This is a genomic window from Actinomadura kijaniata NBRC 14229 (assembly GCF_001552175.1).
GTDB lineage: Bacteria > Actinomycetota > Actinomycetes > Streptosporangiales > Streptosporangiaceae > Spirillospora > Spirillospora kijaniata.
In genome coordinates this window covers 1-19,432 of the sequence record NZ_BCQR01000206.1, presented here as the reverse complement: position 1 = coordinate 19,432, position 19,432 = coordinate 1, and the positions used below count along the sequence as shown (strand labels likewise).

The window sequence follows — 19,432 nt, the reverse complement described above, 5'->3', positions numbered from 1 at the left end:
TGGGCGGCCGAGGTCGCCGCCCACCACGCCGACGTCCTGGCCTGCGCCGAGACCCTGCGCGCCGAGGCCACCGCCGGCCTGGCCGCCGCGCGGGCCGAGGGGGAGGCCGCGCACGCGCTCGCCGAGCGGCAGGCCCGCCACGCCCAGGCGCTGCGCCGCCGCGAGGCGTTCACCGAACGCGCCGAGGAACGCCGCCGCCTCACCTCCCGCCTCGACGAGGCCGAGCGCGCGGGCCGCGTCGTCGGCCTGGTCCGGCAGGCCCGCCGCCACGCCGAGCAGGCCGACCGGTCCCGCCGGTACGCCGCGCACCTGCGCGAGCGGGTGGAGCCGCTGGTCGGCGCGGACGTCGCCGAGGACGTGCTGGGCAAGGCCGAACGCGACCGCCGCGACGAGGTCGCCACCCTCGACGGCCGCCGCGCCGACGCCGAGCGCCTGCGCCGCTACGACGCCGAACGCGCCCAGCTGGCCGGGGAGCGCGCCCGCCTCGAACCCGCCGCCGCCGACCTGGCCCGCCTGCTCACCGAACTCCCCGACCAGGTGAGGGCGCGCGCGAGGGCGCTGGAGGCCGCCAACGTCGCCGCCGCCGAGCGCCCCGGCGCGCAGCACGCCGTGGAGACCGCCGAACGCCGCCTGGCCGCCGCCCGCCGCCGCGACCGCCTGGACGACCTGGTCGTGCAGGCCGAGGACGCCCACCGCGCCGCCACCGACGTCGCGCAGGAGGCCCGCGACCGCGTCCAGGCGCTGCGCCAGGCCCGGCTGGACGGCATGGCGGCCGTGCTGGCGCGGGAGCTGGTCCCCGGCGAGCCGTGCCTGGTCTGCGGCTCGCCCGACCATCCGAACCCGCTGGCCTCCCACACCGACATCCCCGGCCAGGACGAGGTGGACCGCGCCCAGGCCGAGGCCGACCGGGCGCAGTCCCGGCGCGAGGAGGCCGCCGCCGAGGTCGCCCGGCTCCACGCCGAGCACGCCCACCTGGCCGAGGACGTCGGCGACACGACCGTCGAGTCGCTCGCCGAGGACCTGGAGAACGCCCGCGCCGCGCTGGAGTCCGCCGCCGCGCGGGCGGCGGAGGCCGACCGGCTGGCGTTCGAGCTGAGCCGGGCCGAGGAGCGGCAGGACAAGGCCCGCGCCGAGCACGACCAGCTCACCGAGCGTCTCACCCGCAACCGCGCCCGCGACGAGGAGCTGGCCGCCGAACGGGACCGGCTGGCCGCCGCGCTCGACGAGGCGCGCGGCGAGGACCCGTCCCTGGACGCCCGCGTCGCCCGCCTCACCCGCGAGGCCGACGCCCTGAAGGAGGCCGTCGAGGCGGAGCGGCAGGCCGCCCAGGCCGAGCGCGCCCACGCCGAGTCCCGCGAGGTGGCGGCCGCCGCCCTGGCCGACCAGGCGTTCCGCACCGCCGAGGAGGCCCTGACCGCCTGGCTGGAGGACGAGGAGCAGGGCGAGCTGCGCGGCCGGATCGACTGGTTCAGCCGGGAGGAGGCCGCCTTCCGCGACCAGCTCGCCGACCCCGGGCTGATCGCCGCCGCGGCCGAGCCCGCGCCCGACCTGGACGCGCTGCGGGCCGCCCTGGAGATCGCCGAGGCGGTCCACACCACCGTCGCGTCCTCCGCCGAACGCGCCGCCCGCCGCCGCGCCCGCCTGGCCGAGCTGCGCGCCGACCTCGACGCCGCCGTCGACGCCTGGCTCCCGGCCGCCGGGGAGCACCGCGTCGCCGAGCACCTGGCGGGGGTGGCCTCCGGCAAGTCGGGCGCCAACCGCCTCGGCATGTCGCTGTCGGCGTACGTCCTGGCGGCCCGCCTGGAGCAGGTCGTGAACGCCGCCAACGAGCGCCTGGCCCGCATGTCGGCGGGCCGCTACGCCCTGCTCCACACCATCGACAAGGCGGCGGGCGACCGCAAGAAGGGCGCGGGCGGCCTGGGGCTGCGCGTCACCGACGCCTGGACCGGCCAGGACCGCGACCCGGCGACGCTGTCGGGCGGCGAGTCGTTCATCACCTCGCTGGCGCTGGCGCTGGGCCTGGCCGACGTGGTGACGGCCGAGGCCGGCGGCACCGAGATCAACACGCTGTTCGTGGACGAGGGCTTCGGCACCCTGGACGAGCAGACCCTCGACGAGGTGATGGACGTCCTGGACGGCCTGCGCGACGGCGGCCGCGCCGTGGGCATCGTCAGCCACGTGGCCGAGCTGCGCGCCCGCATCCCCGCCCAGCTCCGCATCCGCAAGGGCCGTACCGGTTCCACGACGACGGTGATGGTATGACCATGGACCTCTCGGAACTTCTCGGCCCCGACGCGGTCTGGTCGTCCGACCACGAGGGGGCCAGCGGCACGGTCCGGCGCGTGACGGCGGGCGGCGGGACGTTCTACGTCAAGCAGGGTCCCCCGGCCGCCGCCGAGCGTCCGCGCCTGCGCTGGCTGGGCAAGTACCTGCCGGTGCCCGAGGTGGTGGCGTTCACCGGCGACGCGCTGGTCCTGGCCGACGTGGGCGCGCCGTCCCTGGAGGGCGCCGCCCCGGCCGACATCGGCGCCGTCATGGGCCGCGCCCTGCGGGCCCTGCACACGCTGCCGGTCGCCGACTGCCCGTTCGACGGCCGCCTGGCCACGGTCCTGGAGCGCGCCGCCGCCAACGTCCGCGACGGCGCGGTGGACCCCGACGACTTCGACGACGACCACCGGGACCTGACCCCCGGGCAGGTCCTGGACCGCCTGTTCACCACCCGCCCGCCGGCCGAGGACCTGGTGGTGGCGCACGGCGACTACACGCCGTCCAACGTCCTGCTGCCCGCGTCGGGCGACCCGGTGCTCATCGACGTCCCGGCCCTCGGCGTCGCGGACCGCTACCGGGACCTGGCGATCGCCCGGCGCGACCTGACCGAGGACCACGGCGAGGCGGCGTGGGAGGCGTTCTGGGAGTCCTACGGGCTGGCCCCCGAGCCCGACGCGGACCGCCTGCGCTACTACCGCCTGCTGGACGAGCTGTTCTGATCCCTCCGGCCGGGCGGGCGAAGGCCCCGCGTCGATGACGGCCGGGGGGCGACGCGGGGCCTTCGGTCCAGGGGACCTGCCCGTGTTACGGGCGATCACGGCGAAAGGTTCATTCCGGGTCCGGAAGCCCCCCGCGCCACGGGAGGGTCAGGGCCGTCGCCAGCAACAGCAGCGCGCCGACCGCCATCGCCACGCGCGGCGCGGTCAGCGTCGCCAGCAGCCCCCAGGACAGGACGCATCCGGCGCGGGCGAGCTGGGAGGTCACCGACCAGGCCGTCAGGGCGCGGGCGAGGCCGTCGCGGGCGGCGCGTTCCAGCCGGTACGTCGCCATGATCGGGTTGAACATGCCCATGGCGAGGACCGTGCCGGTGTGGACGGCGATGATGAGGGCGAGCCCGCCCCAGCCCGGCCCCGCCAGCGGCAGCAGCGGCATCCACAGCACCCGCGCGACGCCCGCGCCGAGCAGCACGGCCCGCCGGTTCCGCCGGGCCAGGCGGCGGCCGACCCGCGCCCCGACGACCCCGGCGACGCAGGGCACGCCGACCGACAGCCCGTACTGGAACGGCGTGAACCGCAGCTCGCGCAGCATCAGCACCGCCAGCACCGGCGCGATCGCCATGATCAGTGCGCTCACCGCCACGGTGTTGAGGAACAGCGGCCACAGCACCCGGTCGTGGCGGATGATCCGCCACCCCTCGGCGATCTCGCGGATCCGGCGGGCGTCCCCGGCGCGGCGCGGCGGGGCGGGCTCGGCGGCGCGCAGGGACCGCACGCCCACCGCCGACAGCAGGTAGCTCGCGGCGTCCACCAGCATCGACGCGGCGGGCCCGAGCGCCGACACCAGCAGCCCGCCGACCGGCGGCCCCACCGCCGAGGACGTCCACTGCACGCTCTCGAACCGGGCGTTGGCCGCCGTCAGCGCCTCCGCCGGGACCAGCGCCCGCAGATGGGGGCCGGAGGCGGCCACGAAGACGATCTGCCCGACCGCCATGAGCACCGCCGCCAGCAGCAGGTGGACGTAGGTCAGCGCGTCCAGCGCCAGCGCCACCGGAACGGTCAGCAGCACCGCGCAGCGGGCCAGGTCCGCGCCGACCAGCAGCGGCCGCTTGCGCCGGAACTCCACCCACGGGCCGAGCGGCAGCGCCAGCAGCGCCCCGAACGCCCCGCCCACCGCCGTCAGCAGCGACACCTGGAACGCGCCGACCGCCAGCACCGTGACCGCGAGCCACGCGAACACGTCGGTCGCCACCGCGCTCCCGACGGCGCTGACCGCGTACGCGGTCCACAACCGCGAGAAGTCCGTTCCCACACCGGTCCCTCCACCTCGACGACCAGCGCAAGCAGACCGGATCGGGCGACCGGAGACAAACAGCCGCCGGGCGTGGGGGGACAACCGGCGGTTGTCCGCGCCGGTCGCGGGGGGCGCGGGGCGCCCCGGCGGATCAGGGCCGGAGGGTCAGAGGTAGAGGCCGGTGCCGTGCTCGGGACGCTCGGAGGCGATGGCGTGCAGGTCGCGTTCCCGCATCACCAGGTAGTCCTCGCCCTGGATCTCCACCACGAACTGGTCGTCGGGGTGGAACAGGACGCGGTCGCCGACCTTCACGGTCCGCGCGTGGTGCCCGACCCCGCAGACCTCGCCCCATTGCAGGCGGTTGGCCTGCTCGACGGTGGCGGGGATCACGATGCCGCCGCTGCTGCGGCGTTCCCCGCTGTCCTTCTCGACCTTGATCATGACACGGTCGTGGAGCATCTGGACTTCGAACTTGGCCTCGGACACGCTGGGAGTTTATCCGCCCGATCGCAGGAGAGCGCGCCACGCGCCCTCGATGATCTCCGGCAGCGCCGACCGTCCGGGCCGCCAGCCCAGGTCGCGGCGGATCGCCGCGGAGTCCCCGACCAGCAGCGGGGGCTCGGGGCGCGGGGGCCGCCGCAGCACCGGGACGGGCCGTCCGGTGACCTCCTCCACGGTCGCGACCACCTCGGCGACCGAGGCGCCGGAGCCGCCGCCGACGTTGTAGACCGCCTCGCCGCCCGGCCGGGCGGCGTCCAGGGCCGCGACGTGCGCCGCCGCGAGATCGTCCACGTGCAGGTACTCGCGGATGGCCGACCCGTCGCCGTTGACCTCCAGGTGCGGGGCGTGCCCGGCGGCGACGGCCAGGGCGCGCGGGATCAGCCGGGTCGGGTCGGGGTCCGGGCGGCCCGCCACGGACCCGGCGGCGTTGAACGTCCGCAGCACCACCGCCCCGGCCGCCCCGGTCCGCGCGTGGTACCGCACGACCTCCTCTGCCGCGAGCTTGGACGCCCCGTACGGGCTGGCCGGGGCGGGCGGCTGCGTCTCGGGCACCGGCTGGACCGGCGGCGTGCCGTACACCGCGGCCGTCGAGCCGTACACCACGCGCGGCGCGGGCACCGCGCGCAGCAGGTTGACGGTGCCCTGCACGTTCACCTCGAAGTACCGCAGGGGGTCGGTGAACGACTCGCGGACCCGCGTCAGCGCCGCCAGGTGCACCACCGCGTCGAACGGCCCGTCGAACGTCAGGCTCGCGGCGTCGAGCAGGTCCCCGACGACCGGCCGCACGCCCGGCGGCAGGTCCCGCGCGGCGTCGCGGACCAGGCCCGCCACCTCGTGCCCGGCGGCGACCAGCCGCCGCCCCACCGCGTACCCGACGTATCCCGCCGCCCCCGTGACCAGCACCCGCATGGCCGCCAGCCTCTCACCGGGGCGCGACCGCGCGCGAACCCGCGCCCCGCACCCCGCGCGCCGACTCCTCCTCGTACCGGGGGAACAGCAGCAGCGCCGCCAGCGCCAGCGCGAACCCGGCGGTCCGCAGCGCGGACGGCCCGCTCTCCCGCGGCCACGCCTCCCCGAACAGCACGGCGCTGCTGAGCACCAGGTACATCCGCCCGATCACCGTCAGCACCGTCGCGACGACCGCGACCCGGCACCGCTGCAACGCCACCTGCAACTGCCCCAGCGCGATCGCCGCCATCCCCAGCGTCAGGTACGGGTAGGGCGACCCCAGCACCGCGACCGCGTCGCCGGTGTCCTCGTACACGAGGGACATCCCGCGGATGCCCGCCTCGGCGAGCCCCGCGCACACCCCGGCGCCGATCCCGTAGGCGACCCCCGCCAGCCGCCGCGCGTGCCGTCCGCCGCCGCGCCGGTCGCCGACCAGCCACACCAGCCCCGCGACCAGCACCGCCGGGGCCACCACCGCCAGCATCGCCCACGGTTCGCGCAGCGTGTCGGTCAGCGACGGCTCGGCCCGCAGCGGTCCCGGCGGCTCCGCCGACAGCCCGATCAGCATGGTGGCCAGCACGAACAGCGCCACGCTCGCCCACTCGCGGACGACGAGGCGCTCGCCCAGCCGCGCCACCGCGTAGACCACCAGCAGCACCAGGCTGACCGCGAACACCGGCTGCGCCACCGCCAGCGGCAGTTCCGCGAACGCCACCACCTCCGCCGCCAGCCCCACGAACAGCAGCAGCCCGCCCGCCAGCCACACCGGGCTGGTCAGCATGTGCCAGGCCACGTGGAAGGGGCGGCTGCCGCGCAGCGGCGGCATCCGCCCGGCCGCGGCCCGGAACACCAGGAAGGCGGTGTAGTAGGTGACGGTCGCGAACAGCGCGAGGGCGGCGTGCCCCAGGTCGTGGCCCATGCGCGGAGGGACCTCTCAGCGGACGGTGGGCGGGCGCGCCGGAGACCCCCGCTCCGGCGGTGTCAGGACACCCTGCCGTGTCCCCGCCGGTAGATCAAGACCGGGCCGGTCAGTCGTACCTGCGGCCCGTCCGGGCCGACAGCCGCCCGACGAGTTCGCGCGGCATCATCCGCGTCACCGCCACGATCGCCTTGTACTGGGCGCCGGGGACGCTGACCTGGACGCCCCGCCGCAGGTCCCGCAGCGCGGTGTCCACGACGGCGTCCTGCTCCAGCCACAGGAACGACGGCACGTTCGAGGTGTCCATCCCCGCCCGCTGGTGGAACTCGGTGCGCACGAACCCCGGGCACAGCGCCATGACGCGCACGTTCCCGCGCCCGGCGATGTCCTGCGCGACGCCCTGGCTGAACCCCACGACCCACGCCTTGGACGCGCCGTAGGTGCCGCGCGAGGCGAACGCCGCGACCGACGACACGTTGACGACGCCGCCCCGGCCGCGTTCCAGCATGCGGGGGAGCGCGGCGGAGGTGAGGCGCAGCACCGCCTCGCAGTGCACCTTCAGCATCGCGAGCTCGTCGGAGACCGGGACGTCGAGGAAGGTGCCCTTGTGGCCGAACCCGGCGTTGTTGACCAGCAGGTCCACGCCCTCGCGCAGCCGTGCCTCGGCGGCGGCGATCCCGTCGTCGGTCGCCAGGTCCGCGACCAGCGTCCCGGCGCGCACGCCGTAGCGTTCGGCGAGGTCGCGGGCGCTTCTGTCCAGCCGCTCGGCGTCGCGCGCGAGCAGCACCAGGTCGAATCCGTCGGAGGCCAGTCGGCGGGCGAACGCGGCACCGATCCCCGCGGTGGCCCCGGTGATGAAGGCAGTCGGCATGCACCGAGCCTAGGACGCGCGGCGGGCGGTGAAGTCGCGGGGGTCGGGGCGGCGGGTCGCCCGGCGGTAGGCGAAGGTGAAGCCGGGCCAGTTGTTGACGACCTTGCCGCCGGCGGTCATGTACCAGCTTTCGCAGCCCGCCTCCCAGACGGTGGCGCGCAGCCGCTCCTGCATCCGGCGCCCGAACGCGTCCTGCACGTCGGCGCGCACCTCGATCCAGTCGAGCCGGTGCCGCCGGAGCGCCTCGACGCAGCCCAGCACGTACCGGAACTGGGATTCGAGCATGTAGATGATGCTGTTGTGCCCCAGGTTCGTGTACGGCCCGTACAGCAGGAACAGGTTGGGGAAGCCGTGCACGGTGATGCCGAGGTGGGCCTCCGCGCCGTCGCGCCACTCCCGGCTCAGCTCGCGCCCGCCCCGCCCGTGGATCCGCATCGGCGCGAGGAACCCGGTGGACCGGAACCCGGTCGCGTACACGATCACGTCGGCCTCGTGGGTCGTGCCGTCGCGCGTGACGATCCCCGCGGGGACGACCCGGTCGATCGCCTCGGTGACCAGTTCGACGTTCGGCCTGGTCAGCGCGGGATAGTAGTCGTTGGAGATGAGGATGCGCTTGCATCCCATCGGGTAGTCCGGCTCCAGGGCCGCGCGCAGCCCGGGATCGGGGATCTGGCGGTGCAGGTTCCGCCGGAACCGCGCCCTCATCCCCTCCATCAGCTTCGGGTACTTCACGAACGCCAGCGCCCGCGACTCGTACAGCGCGTAGGTCCTCGCGCGGCTCAGGTGGTAGGCGCCCGGCACGCGTTCCAGGACGGTCCTCTCCCAGTCCCGGTAGGGCCGGTCGGGCTTGTCGATGACGTAGGGGGCCGACCGCTGGAACAGCGTCAGCCTCCCCGCGACCCCGGCGATCTCCGGAACGATCTGGACCGCGCTGGCGCCGGTCCCGACGACCGCGACCCGCTTCCCGGCCAGGTCCACCCCGTGGTCCCAGCGCGCCGAGTGGAAGCCGACGCCCGCGAACGTCTCGCGCCCCTCGATCGGCGGCAGCGCGGGCCGGTTGAGCTGCCCGCACGCCGAGATGAGCACCCGCGCCGACAGGTCGCCGTCGCTGGTGGAGATCCGCCACAGCGCCGCGTCCTCGTCGAACCGCGCCCCGGTCACCTCGCACCCGAACCGCACGTGCGGCAGCACCTCGTACTTGCGCGCGCAGTGCCACAGGTACTCCAGGATCTCCCGCTGCGGCGGGAACCGGCGGCTCCAGTCGGTCCTGGGCTCGAACGAGAACGAGTACAGGTGCGAGGGGACGTCGCAGGCCGCGCCGGGGTAGGTGTTGTCGCGCCAGGTCCCGCCGAGCCCGCCAGCCTTCTCCAGCACCACCAGGTCGTGGATCCCCGCCTGTTTGAGACGGATCGCCATCCCGATCCCGCCGAACCCGCTCCCAATGATCACGACCGTGCGCGGAGAGGCCATCGCTGCGTCCCGAATGTCGTTCTGGCTGTCGACCTCCGAGCGTAGTGACCGATGGGTCACCTGAACAGCCTCACACGCTTCTGTCGGCCACCCCTGGCATGATCCCGCCATGCCCCTCGACGACCTGCCCGCGGACTGCCGCCGCGACGACACCCTGGACGACGTCCGCCTCGACGCCCTGGAACGCGGCGCGTGGCTGCTGGACCTGCTGCGGCGGGGAATGGCGGACGCGCGGCGCCTCCGCGCCGGTGAGCCGGGGTCGTTGCGGGCGGTGGAGCGGACCCGCGCCGAGATCTCCGGACGCCTGGCCGCGCTCCCGGCCGGGGAGGCCCGCCCCGCCGTCCTGGCCTTCCTGCTGGCCGCCGCCCAGGACGCGGTGATCGCGTGGCACTTCGGCGCGAACGTGACCCCGGCGCTCGCCACGACCGGGGGCTTCGGACCGGCCGAGACCGCCGTGCTGGTCCGGGCCGTCCTCGAGTACGAGCGGTCGGACGGATGGTTCACCGACGTGACGAAGTTCGCCGCACGTGTCGCCGAAGAGCTCCCCGCCGAGGGGCGTGCGGCGGCGGACGAGTGGCTGCGGGCGCTCCAGGAGCGGGTGCTCGCCGACCCGGGCTTCGCCGGAGGCGAGCGGAGCGCGCTGGTGCGGCGGCTGGAACGGCTGCTTCCCGAGCGGGACCCGGCGCTGCTCCCCGACGGCATGGTGCCCGGACGGCAGTGGTGGGCGGCCCCGCTCCGCGACCGCCTCGCCGAGGCGCCCACCGCCGGGCTGGCCGCGCTCGTATGGCACCTCGCGGTCTTCTCCGGACCGCGCCCGCCGCAGAGGTGGCGCAGGGAGTGCGTCCGTCTCGTCGAGGCCGCCAAGGCGGGGGAGACGCTCGTGGCGTGCGTGCGCGAGATGGCCGTCGAGCCCGAGGAGGTCGAGCGCGGGCACGGCGACTACGTCGACCCCGCCTACAAGGACCTGGCCTGCGGCGTCCTGTGGGCGGCCGCGCTGACCGCCGGGGCGGAGACGGCCCCGCACCTGGAACGGCTCGCCGGGCTGGCGGGCATGTTCAACCGTGCGACCTGGGACGGCAGGCTCGCCGGGGCGGCGATCAACGCGCTCGGCGCGGTCGAGGACCCCGCCGGTCTGGACGCCCTCCGGGAACTGGACGCCCGCCTCCGCCACAAGGCGCTGCGCAAGCAGCTCGACACCGCGATCGGGACGGCCGCCGGGCGCCAGGGCATCACCCCGCGGCAGCTCGTCGAGCGCGCCGTCCCCGACCACGGCCTGGCCCCCGGCGGCACGCTCACCCGCACGGTCGCCGGACACACCGTCACCCTCGCGGTCGAGGACGCCGTCACCGTCCGCCTCACCTACACCGCCCCCGACGGGACGGCCCGCCGCACCGCGCCCCCCGCCGTCAGGGACGCCCCCGAGGTCGCCGAGACGAAGGCGCTGGCCAAGCGGGTCCGCGCCACCCTGGCCGCCGAGCGCCGCCGGGTCGAGGCGCTGCTGTCCGCCGACCCCGAGTGGTCCTACGACGAGTGGGCCCGCCACTACCGCGACCACCCGGTCGTCGGCGTCATCACCCGCGACCTGATCTGGGACTTCCAGGACGAGGCGGGCGAGTGGCGCGCCGCCCTGCCCGCCGACGCCCCGCCCGCCGACGCCCCGAAGACCGTCCGCGTCCGGCTCTGGCACCCGATCCACCACACGCCGGACGAGATCCGCGCCTGGCGCGCCACGGTCACCGACCGCGGGATCCGGCAGCCGTTCAAGCAGGCGTTCCGCGAGATCTACCTGCTGACCCCGGCCGAGGAGGAGACCGCCGTCTACTCCAACCGGTTCGCCGCGCACATCGTCCACTACGGCCGCTTCTACGCCCTCACCAGGGAACGCGGCTGGCAGTCCAACTTCCTCGGCCGTCACCACGCGGGCTCGTTCGGGCAGGCGCGCGGGACGTTCGGCGACGGCGGGTGGCGGGCCACGTTCGAGCACACCCCGGCGACCGAGGACTTCGACTGGGCCCCCGAGCACGCCGCCACCGACCGGATCGTGTTCGAGCGCCGCGCGGGCAAACGCTGGACCGAGGTCCCCCTCAGGGAGGTCCCGCCGGTCGTGTTCAGCGAGGCGATGCGGGACGCGGACCTGTTCGTCGGCGTCACCTCGATCGCCGCCGACCCCGACTGGGCGGACCGCGGCGAGGACCGGTATGCGGAGTACTGGCGCACGGCCACGTTCGGCGCGCTCACCGCGACCGCCGAGACCCGCCGCGCCGCCCTGGAGCGCATCCTGCCGCGCCTGCGGATCGCCGACCGCTGCGAGCTGACCGACCGCTTCCTGAAGGTCAAGGGCGACCTGCGCACCTACCGGATCCACCTGGGATCGGCCAACATCCTCATGGAGCCCGACGACTCCTATCTGTGCATCGTGCAGGCCAGGGGCGGGACGAAGGTCCACCTGCCGTTCGAGGACGACCGCCTGTCGCTGATCCTCAGCAAGGCGCTCCTCCTCGCCGCCGACACCACGATCACCGACGAGACGATCCTGCGCCAGATCCGAAGGACGGTCCCGTGACCCCCGACCAGATCCGCGCCGCGCTCCGGGACGCGGACCACCACACCTACCTGACCACCGCCGACCTGGCCGCGCTCAGCGCCCGGGACCTGGGCGACCTGCTGCCCGACGCCTACGTCAGCTCCTCGACCGGCCTGCGCTTCCAGATCGAGGACGAGGCGCAGGCGCGCCCGGCGGACTTCACCCCGCGGGCGTGCCTGCGCCTGTTCGACGCGCTGGTCACCGACCTGGACCGGCGCGACTGGGCCGACCTCGGCCTCGGCCTGGCCGCGCTGCTGCGCTGCACCGGACCCTGGCCCGACGGCCTCGCCGAACGCGCCGACGCCCTGGCCCGCTTCATGAACGCCAAGGGCGAGAACCGCCACGTCCACGACCAGCTCGCCGTCGCGGCCCTGGCCGGTCCCGACCGCCACCGCGAGACCGCCGAACGCCTCGTCTCCGGCCGGGGCCCGAGCGCCGAAAGGGAACTCGACCTGATGTCCCGCTGGCCCCTGGTCGACCGGGTGCGGTTCGCCGTCCTGCACGGCGTCGCCGAGAGACGCCGCGCGATGGTGCCGCCCGACACGGAGGAGCGCCTGCGGTCGCGCCCCGGCTACCTCGGCTTCCTCTACGCCGAGCTGCGGGAGGCCGAACGCCGCCTCGCCGACATCCAGTCCGGCAGGGTCCCCTACAAGGCCGACGCCGCGTTCACCCCCCACGAGGTCGAGGCACTCGAACGCGCCCTCCGCGCGGCCCTGGCCAACGACGAACCCTGGCTGCCCGGCTACCTGTCCCGCGTCCTGCCCGCCACCGCCGTCGCCCCCACCGCGGCGAGGACGCTGCCCTCCCAGGCGTTCCTGTACGCGGTCGCCCGCGCGGGCCAGGACCACCCCACCCCCGAGCTGGTCACCGCGCTCCGGCACGTCAAGACGGTCGTCCGGCACGCGGGCGTGCCCAAGCAGCTCGACAAGATGCTGAAACGCATCGAGGCGGCCCTCGCCGAACGCGCCGACGTCGCCCTCCGCGTCCCCGACCCCGGCCCCCTGCGCGAGCGCGTCGGCGACCACGAAGCGGAGATCACCGTCACCGACACCGCCACACTGGTCTGGCGCCGCGACGGCAAAGCGCTGCGCGGCGTTCCGGCCGCCGTCCGCGCCGACCACAAGACCGTCCTCAAGGACCTGCGCGACCGCACCAAACGGATCAACACCCAGCTCGCCACCCTCGCCCGCGCCCTCGAAGGCGGCTACACCGCGAACCCCACCCACACCTACGCCCACTGGCGGTCGGCCCTGCTCGACCACCCCCTGGCCGGGGCCGTCGTCGGCCGCCTCATCTGGGAGATCGACGGCCGCGCCGTGCTGCCCGTGCTCCAGGACGTCCCGGACGCCGCCCCCGACGCCCCGGTCCGGCTGTGGCACCCGATCGGCCACGCGCCGGAGGAGATCCGCGCCTGGCGCGACCTGATCACCGACCGCGAGCTGCGCCAGCCGTTCAAGCAGGCGTTCCGCGAGATCTACCTGCTGACCCCGGCCGAGGAGGAGACCGCCGTCCACTCCCACCGCTTCGCCGCCCACCTGGTCCACTACCGCCGCCTGTTCGCGCTGTTCCGCGCCCGGGGCTGGAAGAGCGACCTGCTCGGCCCCTGGGACGGCGGGGACGAGGACGAGGCGACGCGCGTCCTGGCGGCGGGGGAGTGGCGGGTGGCGTTCCGCCACGTTTACGCCGACCCCGCCGGGGAACGCGAACTCGCCTCCACCGACCGGGTCCGCTTCTCCCGCCGCGAGGGCGGCGCCTGGCGGGAGGCCCCGCTGCGCGAGGTCCCGCCCGTGGTGTTCAGCGAGGCGATGCGCGACGTGGACCTGTTCGTCGCGGTGACCTCGATCGCCGCCGACCCCGACTGGACCGGCCAGGGTGCCGGACGCGCCTACTGGGAACGCGACGGCTTCGGCGCGCTCACCGCGACGGCCGAGACCCGCCGCGCCGCCCTGGAGCGCATCCTGCCGCGCCTGCGGATCGCCGACCGCTGCGAGCTGACCGACCGCTTCCTGAAGGTCAAGGGCGACCTGCGCACCTACCGGATCCACCTGGGGTCGGCCAACATCCTGATGGAGCCCGACGACTCCTACCTGTGCATCGTCCCCGGCCGGCCCGACCCCCGGGTGTTCCTGCCGTTCGAGGACGATCGCCTGTCCCTGATCCTCAGCAAGGCCGCCCTGCTGGCCGCCGACACCACGATCACCGACCCGACGATCCTGGCCCAGATCCGACGAGGGGAACGATGAGCGCCGTCACCTTCCGCGACGAGACCGCGACCGGCACGTCCCTGGCGGAGTTCCAGGTCACCGGCCTGCCGTCGACCATGACCGTCCGCGAGCTGATCCGCCTGCGCGTCCGCGAGGAGGTCGCCCGCCACAACGCCCGCCCCGCCTCCCGCTTCAACGGCCTGGTCCAGCCCGACGACGCCGAGGCCGACCTGAACGGCTACCACCTGCCCCGCGCCCGCCGCCTGGACTGGGAGCGCCAGGCCGACATCGCCGAGCGGGCGTTCCGGCGCAACGGCTTCTTCGTCCTCACCGGCGACCGCCAGGTCGACGACCTCGACGAGGTCGTCGACCTGACCGGGGACCCCGACCTGGTGTTCATCAAACTGATCCCGCTGGTCGGGGGCTGACCGGATCGGCGGCCTCGCGCCGGAAGGCCGCGCGGTAGTCCCTGGGGCGCCGGCCGGTGTGCTTGGCGAAGAGCGCGGCGAAGGTCCCCGGGTCCTTGTACCCGACGGCGGCGGCGACGGCGGCGACGGTCTGGTCCGTGGTCTCCAGCAGATGGCGGGCCCGGCGGACGCGTGACGCCTGGAGGTACTCCAGCGGGCTCTGGCCGGTCTCGTCGGAGAAGCGCCGCAGCAGCGTCCGGGTGCTGACGTTGCAGGCCGCCGCCAGCGCGGTGAGGTCGTAGCGGGCGGCCAGATCCTGGTCGAGCCGGCGCATGACCCGGTGGGAGAACGCGTCGCCGGGCCGGGGCAGCAGCCGGGCGTCCATGTAGGGCGACTGGGACGACCGCGCGTCGTCGAGCAGCGCGATCCGCGCCGTCGTCCGCGCGACGCCCGCGCCGCTGTGCCGCCGGATCACCTCCAGCGTGAAGTCGTACATGGCGCTGAACGCCGCCGTCGTCGTGACCCCCCGGTCGGTGACGACCAGCCGCTCGGGCCGGACGTCGGCGCCCGGGCAGCGCCGGGCGAGCCGGTCCGCCAGGAGCCACGCCGTGGTGGCCCGCCGCCCGTCGAGCAGCCCCGCCTCGGCGAGCAGGAACGCGCCGACGCAGATCGACACGACCGCGCGGCCCGCGTCCGCGTGCGCCCGGATCGCCGCGACCTCCGGGCCGAGCGGCGCGAGCCTGCTCTCCACGTCCAGCCCGGGAGCCAGCTCGAACCCCGGCACCACCAGGACGTCCACCTCGCGCAACGGCGAGACGGCCAGCTCCTGCCCGCCCGACGCGACGACCCGCCGGCGCGGCGAGACGACCGAGACCCGGTACCCCGCGTGCCGCGGCCCCGCGACGTGCGCGGCCATCGTCAGCAGGTCGGGCACCCCGAACACCTCGGACGCGAAACACCCCGGATAGGCCAGGACCCCGATCCTCAACGCGCTCACGCCTGGCGAGATTACCCCCTTGTCTGGCGATCCGGCCTCTCACGGTCCGCCGCGCCCACCGTCCACGCTGGTCACCATGAACGCCGCAGACCACCCCCTTGACGACCCCCTCGACGACTTCTCCCACCGCCACGTGGACGTGGACGGGACGGTGAAGACGGTCCACGTCGCCGGTTCCGGCCCGGCCGTCGTCCTGATGCCGGAGATGCCCGGCATCAGTCCCGACGTTCTGCGCCTGGCCCGGTGGATCCGGGACGCGGGCTTCACCGTCCACGTCCCCTCGCTGTTCGGGACCGACGGCGCCCACCCCACGACCGAGGCGGGCCGCGAGGTCATCCGCCGCGCCTGCGTCAGCGCCGAGTTCCGCGCGTTCGCCGGGGGCGGCACCAGCCCCGTCACCGCCTGGCTGCGCGGTCTGGCCCGGCGGGCCCACGCCGAATGCGGCGGGCCGGGCGTCGGCGCCATCGGCCTGTGCTTCACCGGCAACTTCGCCCTCACCATGACGCTGGAGCCGTCCGTCATCGCCCCGGTCGTCAACCACCCGTCCCTGCCGCTGGACGACCCGGCCGGGCTCGAACTCGACGACGAGGACGCCCAGGCCATCCGCGAGCGCGTCACCCGCGACGGCCTGCGGGTGCTCGCCTACCGTTTCGAGGGCGACCGCTGGTGCACGGGTCGGCGGTTCGCCGCCTACCGGAAGCTCCTCGGCGACGCCTTCGACGGCCGCGTCCTCGACGGCGCCGCCGCCAACCCGAACCCGCCGCCGTTCTTCCGCGAGATGGTCGAGACGCCACACAGCATCGTCACCGCCCACCTGGTGAACGAAGAGGGCCACCCGACGGTGAAGGCCCGCGACGAGATCCTCGCCTTCCTGGCGGAACGGCTCCAACCCGGCGGCTGACCTCCGCCCGCCGGATCGGAAGGACCGCGGCCGCGGCGTGACCAGCGGGAACGCCGCGCCCTGCGGGTTTTTGTGCGGGCCTGCTAAGCGGCCGGTGAAAGCCGAGCCTTCGCCCACAAGACTGCCGGCCACCGCGGCCGTACCTTACTGGCAGCTCCCCAGGGGAACGGCGCCGCCCCTCTCCCATCCACCCCCACGGCAGGTCACCACCGAACGCCCGGACGAGGATCCCGCAACGCCGCGGGCCGGCCGGAGGACGTTCTCCGCCCCTCGCCGGGCGCGTTCGGCATGCCCTCGCCGTGCCTTCCGAAGGAGAGGCAGATGCCTTCCCACCGCACCCGCCTGCGCGCCGTCGCGGCGGCCGCGCTGACCGCCGTCGTCGGCCTCGGCGTCATGACCCCCACCGCCGCGCACGCCGAGATCTCCCCGCCCGGGGCCAACGACTGGAACTGCAAGCCCTCGCTCACCCGCCCCCGGCCCGTCGTGCTGGTGCACGGCACGTTCGAGAACATGGCCTTCAACTGGCAGAAGGTCTCGCCCGCCCTGAAGAAGGAGGGCTACTGCGTCTACGCCCTCAACTACGGCGGCGCCCCCGACGCGCCCATCCAGGGCACCGGCGACATCCCCACCTCCGCCGGGCAGCTCGCGGCGTTCGTCGACCGCGTCCTGGCCGCGACCAGGACCACCAAGGTCGACATCGTCGGCCACTCCCAGGGCGGCATGATGCCGCGCTACTACCTGAAGAACCTCGGAGGCGCCGCCAAGGTCAACAAGCTGATCGGGCTGGCGCCGTCCAACCACGGCACCAACATGAGCGGCCTGGTGGCGCTCGGCAGCCTGCTCGGCATCACCCAGGCCGTCGTCCGGGCGGCCCCGGCCGCCGGCCAGCAGATCACCGACTCCGCGTTCCTGCGCGACCTCAACTCCGGCGGCGACACCGTGCCCGGCCCGACCTACATCGTGCTGGCCACCAAGTACGACGAGGTGGTCACCCCCTACACCTCCGCCTACCTCAACGGCTCCAACACCCACAACATCCTGCTCCAGGACAAGTGCCCGAACGACACGAACGCGCACGTGGGAATGAACTTCGACCCCGTGACGATCCGGTTCGTCCTGAACTCCCTGGACATCCGGGGCCCCTACTGGCCCATCAACTGCTCCAACCCGCTCGGCTGACCCGCCCCGGTCCGGCCGTTCCGCCCGCCCGGCGGAACGGCCGGACCGACGGCTTACACGACCGCTGACTCCTGTGTATTTTGCGGTCTACCGATGTGATGCGGCTACGGCGACATGTGGGGCCTATGCGCGACCGGCTGTTGCAGGAACTCTCCGAAGACGAGACCGCCGAGATCGTCGCGCTGCTCCGCGCGGAGGTCCCCGGGACGATCCGGGAGGCCGTCCGCGAGATCGAGGACGAGTTCCCGCAGTACACGAGGCTCCAGGACCCGGCCCACGCCGACTTCCTCGAACGCACGGTGGAGCGGTCGATCGCCGGGTTCCTGGAACTGCTGCTCGACCAGCACGCCTCGTTCGACGCGGCGACGTCGTTCTTCCAGCGGGTCGGGGTGATCGAGACCGAGGAGGGGCTGTCCGAGGAGGTCTCGCAGGCCGCGTTCCGGCTCGGCGCGGCCGTCTCGATCCGGCGGCTGACGGCGGTGGCCGAGAGCCATCCCAGCGTCACCGTCACCGTCATGGGCCAGGTCGCCGCGGCCGTGCTCGACTACCTCAACACGATCGCGGCCGCCGTCTCCGAGGGGCACACCGACGCGAGCGCCCGCGCCACGGGGGACATGCGGCTGCGCCGGGGCCGCCTGGTCGACCTGCTCGTCGCCGCCGAACCCCAGCCCGACCTGATCAAGCAGGCGGCCGACGAGGCGGCCTGGCCGCTGCCCCAGACGGTCGCGGCGGTCGCGCTCCGCCGCCCGAGCCGCCCGCCCTGGCCCGGCACCGCGCTGCCGCCCGAGGTGCTCGTCGGCCTGCACCTGGACGAGCCCTGCCTGATCGTCCCCGACCCCGAGGGCCCCGGCCGCCACCGCATGCTGAGGGCCAGCCTGCGCGAGTGGCGCGCGGCGATCGGCCCGCCCGTCGCGACCACCGACGTCGTCCGCTCCCTCGGCCTCGCCCGCCAGGCCCTCGACCTCGCCGACGGCGGCGTCCTGCCCGCCGGGAACCCCGTCGTCGTCACCGACCACCTGCCCCTGCTGATCCTGCTGCGCGACCGCTTCCTGACGGAGACGATGGTCTCCCGCGCCCTCGCGCCCCTGCTGGAGAGCAGCCGCCCCCGCCACGCCCGGCGGCTGGCCGAGACGTTCCTCGCCGCCCTCGACCACGGCTTCAACGCCACCGCGGCCGCCGACAGCATGCACATCCACGCCCAGACGGTCCGCTACCGGCTGCGCCAGCTGGAGGCCCTGTTCGGCGACGACCTCCACGACCCCGCCCGCCACCTGGAATTCCACATGGCCCTCCGCGCCTGGCTGGCGATCACCCCGCCCGACTGAGGCCCCGGCCGGGGCACCGGCGGCCGCCGGTGCCCCGGCCGGTCGCGGCTAGGGCCGCTGCCCCGGCCGGTCCACGAACCCGGCGACCTGCCGCGCCGACTGGCTCTCGACCGTCCCCTTCCGGATCGTCCAGCCGCCCTCGGGCTGCCGGTCCCGGTGGTCGGCGACCGCGACCGACCGGTGCCCCCGGTAGACGTAGGTCTTCGGGTCCAGCAGCACGTCCTCCCGGATCCAGCCCTCCTGCACCATCGACACCGCGATCACCGGACGGCCCGCGATGTCCTTGCCACCCTTGGTGAGCTTCACGCCGGGCAGCTTGGCCATCGCCCGGTAGATCGTGGCCTCCTGGGCGGGCGGCAGCACGCTGTTGTTGAGCGTCGAGCCGAGCATCGCGAACACCTCCGCGTTGTCCCGGGTCATCAACTCCCACGTCCCGCGCACGTGCGCCAGCAGCGCGTCCGGGTCACGCGGCAGCCTCGACAACGTCGCGTAGTCCGTCGGCGGCGACCCGCCGCCGGTGGCGCTCTCCAGCAGCTTGCCCTTCTCGTAGAGGGCCATCCGGGTCCCGTCCACCCGCGTCCAGATCCGGTCCACGGTCGTCTCGCGAGGCGTGGACACCGTCGCGACCTCCCCCTTCCCGGGCTTGCGGATCCGCTCGTAACGGGTCTCGACATAGGACCACTGGTGGGGCTTGGGCGCGGTGAACGACCGTTCCTGCGCGGCGGTCGCGGCGCGGTCCAGCAGCTCCCGCGCGTTGGCGACCTCCCCGCCGGTCAGGCCCGGCACGACCGCCGCCCCGGCCGCCACCGCGAGCCCCGCGCCGCCGACTGCCGCGACCCGCAGCCAGC

General features: G+C 74.9%; 16 protein-coding genes. 8 read left to right on the top strand and 8 right to left on the bottom strand.

Features of this window, described 5'->3' with window-relative positions; translation table 11 throughout:
• A partial coding sequence (locus tag AKI01S_RS54480) for an SbcC/MukB-like Walker B domain-containing protein (protein ID WP_067831705.1) occupies positions 1-2,262 on the top strand: 2,262 nt, incomplete at its 5' end.
• Positions 2,259-2,987 carry an aminoglycoside 3'-phosphotransferase gene (locus tag AKI01S_RS42910; protein ID WP_067831704.1) on the top strand — a complete coding sequence of 243 codons (729 nt, stop codon included), beginning with the start codon at positions 2,259-2,261 and terminating at the stop codon, positions 2,985-2,987. The genes AKI01S_RS54480 and AKI01S_RS42910, both read left to right, overlap by 4 nt.
• Positions 2,988-3,096: 109 nt before the next feature.
• On the opposite strand, the gene AKI01S_RS42905 is transcribed toward AKI01S_RS42910, so the two are convergent.
• The 6 genes from AKI01S_RS42905 to AKI01S_RS42880 form a co-directional block, all read right to left on the bottom strand.
• Complete coding sequence (locus AKI01S_RS42905; RefSeq protein ID WP_169814110.1) at positions 3,097-4,296, bottom strand: MFS transporter; 1,200 nt, start codon at positions 4,294-4,296, stop codon at positions 3,097-3,099.
• Between the two features lie 147 nt (positions 4,297-4,443).
• A complete protein-coding gene (locus AKI01S_RS42900; RefSeq protein ID WP_067831701.1) occupies positions 4,444-4,764 on the bottom strand; it encodes a GroES family chaperonin in 321 nt (106 codons plus the stop codon).
• A 9-nt stretch (positions 4,765-4,773) separates the two neighbouring features.
• On the bottom strand, positions 4,774-5,688 hold the full coding sequence (locus AKI01S_RS42895; RefSeq protein WP_067831699.1) for an NAD-dependent epimerase/dehydratase family protein: 915 nt from the start codon (positions 5,686-5,688) through the stop codon (positions 4,774-4,776).
• A 13-nt stretch (positions 5,689-5,701) separates the two neighbouring features.
• Positions 5,702-6,646 carry a DMT family transporter gene (locus tag AKI01S_RS42890; RefSeq protein ID WP_067831697.1) on the bottom strand — a complete coding sequence of 315 codons (945 nt, stop codon included), beginning with the start codon at positions 6,644-6,646 and terminating at the stop codon, positions 5,702-5,704.
• A gap of 109 nt (positions 6,647-6,755) precedes the next feature.
• On the bottom strand, positions 6,756-7,517 hold the full coding sequence (locus AKI01S_RS42885; RefSeq protein WP_067831695.1) for an SDR family NAD(P)-dependent oxidoreductase: 762 nt from the start codon (positions 7,515-7,517) through the stop codon (positions 6,756-6,758).
• A 9-nt stretch (positions 7,518-7,526) separates the two neighbouring features.
• Positions 7,527-8,987, bottom strand: coding sequence for a flavin-containing monooxygenase (locus tag AKI01S_RS42880; protein WP_067831693.1), 1,461 nt, complete (start codon positions 8,985-8,987; stop codon positions 7,527-7,529).
• Positions 8,988-9,096: 109 nt separating this feature from the next.
• Here AKI01S_RS42880 and AKI01S_RS42875 point away from each other — a divergent pair, with 109 nt between their 5' ends.
• The 3 genes from AKI01S_RS42875 to AKI01S_RS42865 are packed head-to-tail and all read left to right on the top strand — an operon-like array spanning position 9,097 to position 14,203.
• Positions 9,097-11,550, top strand: coding sequence for a DUF4132 domain-containing protein (locus AKI01S_RS42875; RefSeq protein WP_067831691.1), 2,454 nt, complete (start codon positions 9,097-9,099; stop codon positions 11,548-11,550).
• Positions 11,547-13,814 carry a DUF4132 domain-containing protein gene (locus AKI01S_RS42870; RefSeq protein WP_067831690.1) on the top strand — a complete coding sequence of 756 codons (2,268 nt, stop codon included), beginning with the start codon at positions 11,547-11,549 and terminating at the stop codon, positions 13,812-13,814. The genes AKI01S_RS42875 and AKI01S_RS42870 overlap by 4 nt, the downstream gene beginning before the upstream one ends.
• Complete coding sequence (locus AKI01S_RS42865) at positions 13,811-14,203, top strand: hypothetical protein (RefSeq protein ID WP_067831688.1); 393 nt, start codon at positions 13,811-13,813, stop codon at positions 14,201-14,203. The genes AKI01S_RS42870 and AKI01S_RS42865 overlap by 4 nt, the downstream gene beginning before the upstream one ends.
• Here AKI01S_RS42865 and AKI01S_RS42860 read toward each other — a convergent pair.
• Positions 14,175-15,179 carry a GlxA family transcriptional regulator gene (locus AKI01S_RS42860; protein ID WP_067831686.1) on the bottom strand — a complete coding sequence of 335 codons (1,005 nt, stop codon included), beginning with the start codon at positions 15,177-15,179 and terminating at the stop codon, positions 14,175-14,177. The two genes, AKI01S_RS42865 and AKI01S_RS42860, sit on opposite strands and share 29 nt — an antisense overlap.
• A gap of 76 nt (positions 15,180-15,255) precedes the next feature.
• Here AKI01S_RS42860 and AKI01S_RS42855 point away from each other — a divergent pair, with 76 nt between their 5' ends.
• The 3 genes from AKI01S_RS42855 (at position 15,256) to AKI01S_RS42845 (ending at position 18,584) form a co-directional block, all read left to right on the top strand.
• Positions 15,256-16,080, top strand: a complete 825-nt coding sequence (locus tag AKI01S_RS42855; RefSeq protein WP_067831684.1) for a dienelactone hydrolase family protein — start codon at positions 15,256-15,258, stop codon at positions 16,078-16,080.
• Positions 16,081-16,401: 321 nt separating this feature from the next.
• Positions 16,402-17,259 carry an esterase/lipase family protein gene (locus tag AKI01S_RS42850; RefSeq protein ID WP_067831682.1) on the top strand — a complete coding sequence of 286 codons (858 nt, stop codon included), beginning with the start codon at positions 16,402-16,404 and terminating at the stop codon, positions 17,257-17,259.
• A 125-nt stretch (positions 17,260-17,384) separates the two neighbouring features.
• On the top strand, positions 17,385-18,584 hold the full coding sequence (locus tag AKI01S_RS42845; RefSeq protein ID WP_084000804.1) for a PucR family transcriptional regulator: 1,200 nt from the start codon (positions 17,385-17,387) through the stop codon (positions 18,582-18,584).
• A gap of 48 nt (positions 18,585-18,632) precedes the next feature.
• Here the strand turns inward: AKI01S_RS42845 and AKI01S_RS52170 are convergent.
• Positions 18,633-19,432: CU044_5270 family protein (locus AKI01S_RS52170; RefSeq protein WP_067831680.1), on the bottom strand; the 800-nt coding region annotated here is incomplete at its 5' end.